General features: G+C 71.0%; 6 protein-coding genes and 1 pseudogene. 6 read left to right on the top strand and 1 reads right to left on the bottom strand.

From position 1 onward, the window contains the following. The first annotated feature begins 63 nt into the window (after positions 1-63). The 5 genes from H7A73_RS01330 (at position 64) to H7A73_RS01350 (ending at position 8,573) form a co-directional block, all read left to right on the top strand. The gene (locus H7A73_RS01330; protein ID WP_182064324.1) at positions 64-2,196 is read left to right on the top strand and encodes an Ig-like domain repeat protein; all 2,133 of its coding nucleotides are present in this window, start codon (positions 64-66) and stop codon (positions 2,194-2,196) included. 335 nt (positions 2,197-2,531) lie between these two features. After that, on the top strand, positions 2,532-3,797 hold the full coding sequence (locus H7A73_RS01335; RefSeq protein WP_307804538.1) for an ice-binding family protein: 1,266 nt from the start codon (positions 2,532-2,534) through the stop codon (positions 3,795-3,797). A gap of 164 nt (positions 3,798-3,961) precedes the next feature. Beyond that, a complete protein-coding gene (locus tag H7A73_RS01340; protein WP_182064326.1) occupies positions 3,962-4,999 on the top strand; it encodes a carboxypeptidase-like regulatory domain-containing protein in 1,038 nt (345 codons plus the stop codon). Positions 5,000-5,265: 266 nt separating this feature from the next. Beyond that, positions 5,266-8,067: a hypothetical protein gene (locus tag H7A73_RS01345; RefSeq protein WP_182064327.1), complete on the top strand. Its 2,802-nt coding sequence runs from the start codon at positions 5,266-5,268 to the stop codon at positions 8,065-8,067. 2 nt (positions 8,068-8,069) lie between these two features. Continuing rightward, positions 8,070-8,573 (top strand): GNAT family N-acetyltransferase, encoded by a 504-nt coding sequence (locus tag H7A73_RS01350; RefSeq protein WP_182064328.1) that lies wholly within the window; start codon positions 8,070-8,072, stop codon positions 8,571-8,573. A gap of 4 nt (positions 8,574-8,577) precedes the next feature. Here H7A73_RS01350 and H7A73_RS01355 read toward each other — a convergent pair whose 3' ends face one another. Further along, positions 8,578-9,315 (bottom strand): GAF and ANTAR domain-containing protein, encoded by a 738-nt coding sequence (locus H7A73_RS01355; protein ID WP_182064329.1) that lies wholly within the window; start codon positions 9,313-9,315, stop codon positions 8,578-8,580. A gap of 166 nt (positions 9,316-9,481) precedes the next feature. Here H7A73_RS01355 and H7A73_RS01360 point away from each other — a divergent pair. Further along, a pseudogene (locus H7A73_RS01360) lies at positions 9,482-9,867 on the top strand (acyl-CoA desaturase); the annotation flags it as partial.

A 9,867-nucleotide genomic window follows, 5' to 3' on the forward strand; every position in this document is an offset into this window, starting at 1 on the left:
CGTTTTGCAGTGCATGCAGAGTCTTCCGTGCTGCACCATCCCACGTCTGAGAAACGGACCAACATGAGTCTCCTGTCCGGCGCCACTACCCGGCGCAGAACCACCACCCTCCGCGTCTGCGGAGCCGTCCTCGGGGCCGCGCTCATCGCCGGTGCCTCGATGGTCGGCACGAACGCCGCCACGGCTGCGACGAACACCCCCACCACCAACATCTCGACCGGTGGCCCGATCCACATCCTGCTCGGCGTCGGCGCGACCGAGAGTCAGCGCATCGCATCGTGGTACTTCCCCACGAACGTCGCGCAGTCGCTCGAGATCCAGAAGACCGCGTCCATGACCGACGGTGTCTTCACCGACGCCAAGCAGACGGTCGCCGCCTCGGAGGCCGCGAACACCGCAGCCGACACGAGCACGACCGACTCGAACACCAAGAGCATCCCGGGCATCGCCGCCGAATCGGGCTACATCAACGCGCACGCGACGATCTCGGCCCTCGAGCCGAACACGTCGTACACGTACCACGTCGGTGCGGCGGACGGCTCGGCTTGGTCCGCGTCGTACACCTTCACCACGAAGAGCTTCTCCGGCGACTTCGACTTCCTGTTCTTCGGTGACCCGCAGATCGGTTCGTCCGGCTTCACCGACGACGACGGTGCCGGCTGGGCGGACACGCTCAAGTACGCCACGTCGACCGAACCGGACGCCGAGCTCCTGGTCTCCGGTGGCGACCAGGTCGAGCACGCCAACAACGAGTACGAGTGGGGCGCGTTCGCGGACAGCAGCGACGTGCTGAAGCGCTACCCGTGGGCCTCGACCATCGGCAACCACGACGTGGGCGGCAAGGCCTACGAGCAGCACAACCAGGTGCCGAACTCCCTCAAGGTGCCGGACTTCTACCCGGGCGGCAACACCACCGCGAACTCGGGTGGCGACTACTGGTACATGTACAAGGGCGTCCTGTTCATCGACATCAACTCGAACGCCTACGCGGCCGGCTCCGACGCTGCCCACGTGAACTACGTGCGCGACGTCATCAACCGCTACGGCGACGACGCGAAGTGGACCACGCTGGTCTACCACCACTCGATCTACTCGCCGGCCGACCACGCGAACGATCGTGACAACCAGCAGCGCCGGTTCGACTTCACGCGTTCGTTCTCGGACATGGGTGTCGACCTCGTCCTGCAGGGTCACGACCACTCCTACTCGCGCAGCTACGCGATCAAGAACGGCAAGAAGGCCAACGTCAACGAGCAGCCCGCTGCTCCCGAGGTCTTCTCCGGCCCCGGCGGCGTCATCTACATGACGGCCAACTCGGCCTCCGGCTCGAAGTACTACGACCTCACCACCCCGGACGCCACCCAGGGCTACGGCGCGGACCCGCTCGACCCCACCGGTCAGCGTCACTTCGCCAACTCGGTCGAGAACCAGGAGCACGTCCGCACCTTCGTGAAGGTCTCGGTCACCGACGACAAGCTCGCCGTCGAGAACATCCGCGCCAGCGACTGCACCACGCTCAACTCGGCGGTGCAGCACGGCAAGGTCGACAGCTGCGGCGTGACGCTCCAGCCGACGGCCACGGCCGACCCGGCGGCGATCGGTTCGACGGTCGACAAGTTCAACCTGCACGCCACGCTGCCGACGACGACCACGACGCTCACCGCGTCGGCCGCCGAGCAGACCTACCGCACCGCCAAGCCGGCCAAGGTCACCGCGACCATCGCCGGTGGCATCGGCACCCAGCAGGGCACGGTGACGTTCAAGGACGGCAGCAAGGTCCTCGGCACCGCCCCGGTCAAGGACGGCGCGGCCAGCATGACGCTGCCGAGCACCCTCGCCATCGGCAAGCACGCGGTCACGGCCTCGTTCGTCAACGCGGACCCGGTGTACTCGGGTACCGACTCGAAGACGGCGAAGGCCATGACGGTCACCGTCGAGAAGGCTCCGTCGCGCACCGCCATCAAGTACAGCGGCGGCAAGGCGACCGTCCAGGTGAAGGCCACCGGCTTCAGCGTCGACGGCACCGCCCGGATCTACCAGGGCGCGAAGCGCCTCGCCACCGTCACGGTTGAGGACGGTGTGGTCACCTCGAAGCTCCCGCTGAAGAAGGGCGCGCACAACCTGCACGCCGTCTTCGCCGGGACCTCGGAGCTCACCACGAGCACCAGCCCGACCATCACGGTCGTCGTCAAGTAGCACCCGTCACCAGCAAGGGCCCCGCGATCTCGATCGCGGGGCCCTTCGCCGTGTGGTCCGGGGGTGGGCGACCGGTCCTACCCGGGACCGGCGCCGCACCGGCTGACGGGAGACCCGAACTCCCTCCCCGTCCGCTGGTGAGCGGCCGGCCAACCTGGGGTGATGATGCGCCCGCAGCCCCGGGATCCGCCTGTGACCCGGGCGGATTCCCAGCCTTCGACCGAATGTCCTGACGTCTCTGTGTTTTCGCTGTGCAGAAGCGCATACTTCGAGTCTCCGAGAATGCGCGCTCGTCGCCGACGACCCCTCGCCTCTCCTGCAGGCAGAGGTTGGCCGTGCACACTCATCAAACTCGACGAGGCTCGATCCTCGTCATCTCGGCGGCTGCCGTCGCCGCGCTGATCACCCTCGGGACCGGTGGCGGAGCATCCGCCGCCACGGTCATCGACGGTCCGGTCAACCTCGGAACCGCATCGACCTACGGCGTCCTCGGCGCGAGCGCGGTCACGAACACCGGCCCGTCCGTGGTGAACGGCGATCTCGGCTTGTCGCCGGGCACGTCCATCACCGGCTTCGGCGGCGCACCGAACGGCACCGTCAACGGGACCACGCACCAGACCGACGCCGCAGCGGCGCAGGCCCAGCGCGACACCACCACCGCGTACGACGTCGCCGCGTCGCTCTCCCCGACCCAGACCGGTCTGACCGAGCTGAACGGCCTCTCGCTCTCACCCGGCGTGTACTCCGGCGGCGCCCTCGCCCTGGCGAACAACGGAGCGCTCACCCTGGCCGGCAGCGCGGACTCCGTGTGGGTGTTCCAGGCCGCGTCGACCCTGACCATCGGGTCCGCCAGCCAGATCGTGATCACCGGCGGTGCCAGCTCGTGCAACGTGTTCTGGCAGGTCGGCAGCTCCGCCACCGTCGGCACCGGCGCGCAGTTCCAGGGCACCGTCCTGGCGCAGCAGTCCGTGACCGCCACCACCGGCGCGACCGTGCAGGGCCGACTGCTGGCCCGCACCGGTGCGGTCACCCTCGACACGAACACGATCACGGCCTCCGCCGGCTGCCCGGCGCCGGGTACGCCGTCCGAGTCGCCGACGATCACCTCGGGCACCCCGTCCGACGGCACCGTCGACGTGCCCTACTCGTCCACCGTCACCGCGACCGGTGCCCCGAACCCGACCTTCACCGCCACGGGCCTGCCCGACGGCCTGACGATCGACAGCACCACCGGCGTCATCTCCGGCACCCCGACCACCCCGGGCACCTCGACCGTGACGATCACCGCGTCGAACGGCACCAGCCCGGACGACACCCAGACGGTCACCATCACGGTCCGTGCTCCGGCACCGGTGCCCACCGCGACACCCACCCCGACGGCACCCGCAGTGGTGCCCACCGACACCCCGAGCGGCCCCGCGGCCCCTGGCGCCGGCGGTGGTGGGGGTGCTGGCGGCGGAACCGACCAGCCCACCGGTGAGCTCGCGTTCACCGGCTCGGACCCGACCGTCCCACTGAGCATCGCCGCCGCGCTGCTCGCCGCGGGCGCCACGCTGATGGTCCTGCTGCGCCGTCGCCGTCACACCGTCGGCCGGATCTGAGGAACATTGCGAAGGACCCCGTGACCCAGGTCGCGGGGTCCTTCGCCGTCGCCCGCACCCAACGAGCCGTGCACACGTGGCGACGGCGCGCGGGTGCCGGAAGACGGCTACGCTCCACTGCAACGGGGTCAGGGGTGGCCTCGCAAGGGGATCAGGGGTGGGCCATGACGGCTCGACGACGCACGGCGGTCGGCATCACGACCGTGTTGACACTGGTCGGAGTGCTCGTCGCACCGACCACCGCGGCCCTGGCCGCTCCGGACGACGGGGCACTCACCGTCATGCTCACCGATCCGGAGAAGCGCCCGCTGCCGATGGCGGGCGTGGTGGTCGACCTGCGGACCCCGGAGGGCACGACGACGGCGTCTGCCTCGAGCGACGCCCGCGGGCGGCTGACGTTCGACGCGGTGCCGTCCGGAACGTGGAGCCTGCACGGTGAGCGCGAGGGCTCGTACGGCTTCGACGACGTGCTCCCCGCCGAGCGGGCCGGCATCACGGTCAGCCCCGGTGCGCACGAGACCGTCGTCCTGGTCGTGCGTCGCGGCGCCTCGATCGGTGGGACCGCGCGCAACCCGTACGGCGCCGACCTGTCCGGCGCAGCCGTCGTCGTGCGCGGCTGGAACACCGGGACGGTGCGACGCACGGTCACCGCTCGCGACGGGCACTACTGGGTGCACGGCCTGCCGAGTGACGACTACAGCGTGCAGGTCAACGCGCACGACGAGACGCTCGACTCGTGGCCGGCACTGCGCGATCAGTCCTGGGGGTTCCACCGCGACCCGGGCTCCACCGCACCGCGCTCCTACGTCCGCGTCGCGCACCAGGCGGGCGGTCGCGCCGAGACCGTGCTGGACGACGTCGACGCGAGCTCGACCGTCGGGGTCACCCTGTCCGCCATCGTGAACCCCCAGCTCGACACCGACTTCACCGGGGCAACGGTCCACGTGTACGGCGAGTCGATCGGCAGCACCTTCGACACCCGGATGACCTCCTGGTCGCCGGGCCGGGGCGGCGTCTTCGGTGTGGTCCTGAGCCCCGGTCGGTACAAGGTCGAGGTGGTCGGTTGGTCGCCGAGCCAGAAGCGGTACGTCTCGTACTGGTACTGCGGCGAGGGCAACCGCCCGGTGGCCGACCGGGCGTCGTCGCACACCGCGGTCGTACGGGACGAGAGCCGGACCATCTCGTTCTGGAGCACGCGCTGATCCCGGAACACGACGCCCGAGAACCCGACGGCGCGTTCACCGGATGCGTCCTCGACGACGTGCCGGACCCGGCCGGCGGCGTCCGCCACACGATCCCGGGCCGGGGGCACTCCATGCCCCGCACCGGGCCGTCGTACCCGTGAGGACCCTCAGGTACCGAGCCTCGACCTCATCCTCCAGGACGATCCGCGGCGAGCGGCGCGCTCCCTACTGTTGGCGACGGAGCGTGCGGTGGCGCATGCCCGTCGCACCAGGGGAGATCCGACGTGAACCGTTCGCCGAGACGCCGTTCCACCATCGCGCTGCAGATCGCGTGTTCGACACTCATCGCCGGGGCGCTCGCCGTCTCCGGCACGATCGCGGCTCTGCCAGCGACGGCCGCGCCGGGCGACGGGTCCACCACCGCGACGGGGACGACCACGATCACGACCCCGGGCACGCCCGTCGCGCAGGGTGACGACTGGACGGTCACGCCGACCGACGGCGGGTACGCCGTCGTCCTCACCCTCGCCGACCCGCTACCGCTCCGTGCGGCGGCCCCCGTCCTGCTCGTGGACGGTACCGACATCGGCGTCGCACAGACGAGCCTCGACCAGCGGCAGCTGACGGTCACCACGACCGACCCCGCCGTCGCCGACGCCCGCAGCGTCGAGCTCGGCTGGACGGGCGAAACCGACCTGCAGGGCAACCGGCAGGCCGCCACCGCGCCGCAGACGGTCGCGCCGAGCGACGCCCCGGCGCCCCTGACCGACGACCCGGCGGCCGCGGGCCAGTACGCGGTGACCCGGGCCGACTACGACCTGGGCAACGAAGCCGAGACGATCAAGGGCTTCGGTCGCAAGGGCGAGATGCGTGCCGCGGTCTTCGTGCCGAAGGACGCCCCGGGCAAGCGTCCGGTCGTGGTGTTCCTGCACGGCCGCCACGAGGCCTGCTACGGCGGCACCGACAACCCGAAGGCGTGGCCGTGCGGGAAGGGACAGACGGACATCCCGAGCTACCTCGGCTACAACGCGGCGGCGACCGCGCTGGCGAGCCACGGCAACGTCGTCGTGTCGATCTCCGCGAACGCGATCAACGCCCTCGACGGCAGCTACTCGGACGACGGCGGAGCGGTGGCCCGCGGGCAGCTCGTCCTCGACCACCTCAGCCTGCTGCAGCGGGCGGACGCCGGTCAGGAACCCCGGCTCTCGCCGCTGCTCACCGGCAAGCTCGACCTGCAGGACGTCGGCCTCATGGGTCACTCGCGCGGTGGTGACGGCGTGGTCCGCGCGGCCCTGCTCAACACGCAGCGCACGAACCCCTTCGGCATCCGTGCCGTCCTGCCCCTGGCGCCGACCGACTTCGGGCGCATGACCCTGCCGGACACCAACACGGCGGTCGTCCTGCCGTACTGCGACGGCGACGTGTCCGACCTGCAGGGACAGCACTTCTACGACGACTCCCGCACCGCCTTCGGGGACGACGTGCTGCGCTCCTCGGTCCTGGTGATGGGTGCGAACCACAACTTCTTCAACACGACGTGGACGCCGGGCAAGTACGCGAAGGCGTCGTCGGACGACTGGTACGACGAGTCCGACGCGGTCTGCGGGGCGAAGGCGAAGCGCACCACGCGGCTCTCGTCCGACCAGCAGTACGCCGTCGGCACGAGCCTGATCAGCGGCTTCTTCCGCCTGACGCTCGACGGTGAGCAGCAGTTCCTGCCGATGTTCGACGGCACCAACCGTCAGCCCGCCGCCCTGGGCACGGCCGACATCCGCGTGAGCGCCTCCCAGCCCGGCGCGAGTCGGCGCGACCTCGCCCTGTTCGACGTCGCGAACCCGGCGATCACCACGACCGGTGCCCTGACGGCGAAGACCTGCGCGAGCACCGACGACCTGCCCGCGAAGCAGATCCTGCCGGCGTGCGTCTCGATCACGTCCAACGCCCCGGACTACACCCCGGCGTACCTGGCGTCCTCGGTGCCGGCCACCCCCGCCCTGCACGTCTCGCCCACCAAGGCGGCGACCGGCGGCCAGGTGCACGTCCCGGTGGGTCCGGCGGCCGGTGACCTCACCGGGTTCCAGGCGCTCTCGCTCCGCCTCACCCCGGACGACACCGCGACGACGAACGCCGACGTCTCGATCACCCTCCGTGACGCGACGGGTGCCGTGGCGACCCGCCGCGTGTCCGACACCAGCCGTGCCGGACAGCTGCTCCCCGGTACCCGGATGGCCCCGCGCAAGACGATCCTGCAGCAGGCGCGCATCCCCCTCGACGCGTTCGCCGGCATCGACCTGACATCGGTGCGCGAGGTGACGATCGACGTCCCGCAGAAGGACGGCGGGGTCCTGCTGAGCGACCTGTCGCTCGTGCCGGCCGCGACCCTCGGTGCCCCGGCGGTCACGAAGCGTCCGGCCGCACGCATCGCGGACCGGTTCGTCGACGAGGGCCGCACCCGCACGGTGGTCCGGGCAGCGGTCGTGCTCTCCCGACCTGCAGAGCAGGCCACGACGGTGTACTTCGACCTCGACCAGGCGTACGACGGGCGCATCCGCCCGGCGGTGCAGCCCGTCACGTTCCAGCCCGGCGAGGTCTGCCGCGCGGTGGCCGTCTCGGTGAACGGTGACCGCACCCCGTCGTTCTCGCGGACGTCGGACTACGCGATGACCCTCAGCAACACCCGGGGTGGTTCGGTGATCGGTGACTCGGTCGGCACGATGCGCATCCGCGAGGACGACGGCGTGCGCAGCGTGAACGGACGGGCGACCGCGTCCGCTCCGGCGGTCGGCACCCCGGGTGACGCGTGTGCCGAGGCGCAGGCGTCGAGCACGGCCATCGCCGTGACGCCGACGAGCAGCCGGAAGGGTGCCAAGGTCGCGATCTCGGCGACGGGGTTCCGTGCCGGGGAGTCGGTCACCGTCAGCATCGACGGCGGTCGGGCCACCCGCACGACTGCCGACGCCGACGGCAAGGTCCGCCTGAAGATCACGAAGGCCGTGGCGGCGCTGGCACCGGGCACGCACGTCGTGCATGCCCGTGGCTACGGCTCGGACCAGCGGGCCCGGGGCACCTTCACGACGACGAAGTAGCCGTGCGCGATCCGGCACCGGTCATCGCGCGCGCCACCACGGGTGACGCGCGCGAGATCGGTGCGTTCCAGGCGCGCTGCTGGGAGCAGACGTACCGCGGAGTGGTGCCGGACGCCTTCCTCGACGGCACGGCTGCCGTCGACCGAGCCGCGCGCTGGGAGGCGCGGATCCGGACGCGCGCTCGGAGCGTGCTCGTCGCGCGGTCCCGTGACGGAACCCTGCTCGGTGTCACGAGCACCGCGCGATCAACCGCGACGGTCAGCGATCTGCCGGCCCTGGAACTCGTCACGCTGTACGTCGACCGGCCCGCGCACGGCACCGGTGTGGCCGCCCGGCTCCTCGCGGCGGCCATCGGCGACGAGGACGCTCACCTGCTCGTCTTCGCGGCGAACACCCGTGCACGGCGGTTCTGCGAGAAGCACGGGTTCGCACGGGAGGGTGCGAAGACGATCGACCCCGGGACAGGGCTCGACGAGGAACGGTGGGTCCGGGGACGTCCCGTGTGAACCCTCAGGACGCCCCGGCCGCGCGGAGGTCGGCGAGCGGGACGTCGTCGCGTGCCACGGCGGCAGCGACCTGGCTCAGCGAGCGCTGGGTGGCACGTGCGTAGCGACGGATCATGCCGAAGGCCTCCTCGACATCGACGCCGGCCGCACGCGCGAGGTACCCCTTCGCCTGCTCGATGGCGACCCGGCTGTCGAGCGCGCGTTGGAGCTGCTCGGCGGTGTGGGTCGCGTGCTCGAGGGTCCGCTGCTGCAACAGGCTGATCGTCGCGACGTCGGCGAGGGCCTGCGCAGCTCGGGCATCGGCACCGTTCAGCGCTCCCTCGGTCTCGCGGAACAGGTTCAGCGACCCGACCGTGGTGTCCCGCAGCCGGAGCGGGATGGCGTGGACCCCCGCGTAGCCGCGAGCCCGCGATGCCTCGGCGAACCGTGGCCAGTGCTGCCGCAGGTGGTCGGCGTCCTCCGAGGTCACCAACCGGCCGGTGGTCACGGCGGTGATGCACGGCCCCTCGCCGGCGTCGAGCTGGAGCAGGCCGATGAAGCTGCTGCGCTCGCTCGTCGACGCGACGACGTGCAGCTCGTCCTTCTGGTCGATCAGGTGGATGGCGCCGGCGGCGGCGTCGAACAGCTCGACGGCCCGGTCGACCAGCGTCTGCAGCACGTCGACCACGTCGTAGTCCGCCACCAGGCTGTCGGTGAGGGTCACGAACGTCTCGACCAGTCGTGCTTCGCGTACCTCGGTCATGTGGGGAACGGTCCTTCCGTCGAGCAGGCGGGACAACCGTAGCCGAGCAGCGGACACGCGGACCTGTGGCTTGCACCCGGGAGCGTGACGGCTCTAGCGTTGGACCAGCAGCCCCAGACCCCGGCCGCCGGAACGTTCCTCCATTCCGTTGACGACCAGGGAATCCATGACCACGCAGCACGCCGGTACCAGCCCGCAGCGGGAGACCAGCTCGAAACCCCTCTCCAGCGGCTTCCGGAAGACCGGCTCCTCGGCCGGAGCGCGGACCGGCGGCACCTCGTCGTACTCCGCACTGCTGGCGCAGGTGAAGGAAGCCGGGCTGCTCGAGCGCCGTCGGGGGTTCTACTGGGCGCTGTTCTCGGCGCTCGTCGTGGCGACGGCCGCCTGCTGGGTCGCGTTCGCGTTCCTGGGCGAGTCGTGGTTCCAACTGATCGTGGCCGGTGCGCTGGGTGTGCTGTTCACGCAGTTCGCGTTCCTGTCGCACGAGGCTGCGCACCGTCAGGTGTTCGAGTCCCAGAAGTGGAACGACCGTGCGGGCCGCTGGCTCGGCAC

Origin of the sequence: Curtobacterium sp. ME12, assembly GCF_903970855.1 — a bacterium.
Classification (GTDB): domain Bacteria; phylum Actinomycetota; class Actinomycetes; order Actinomycetales; family Microbacteriaceae; genus Curtobacterium; species Curtobacterium poinsettiae_A.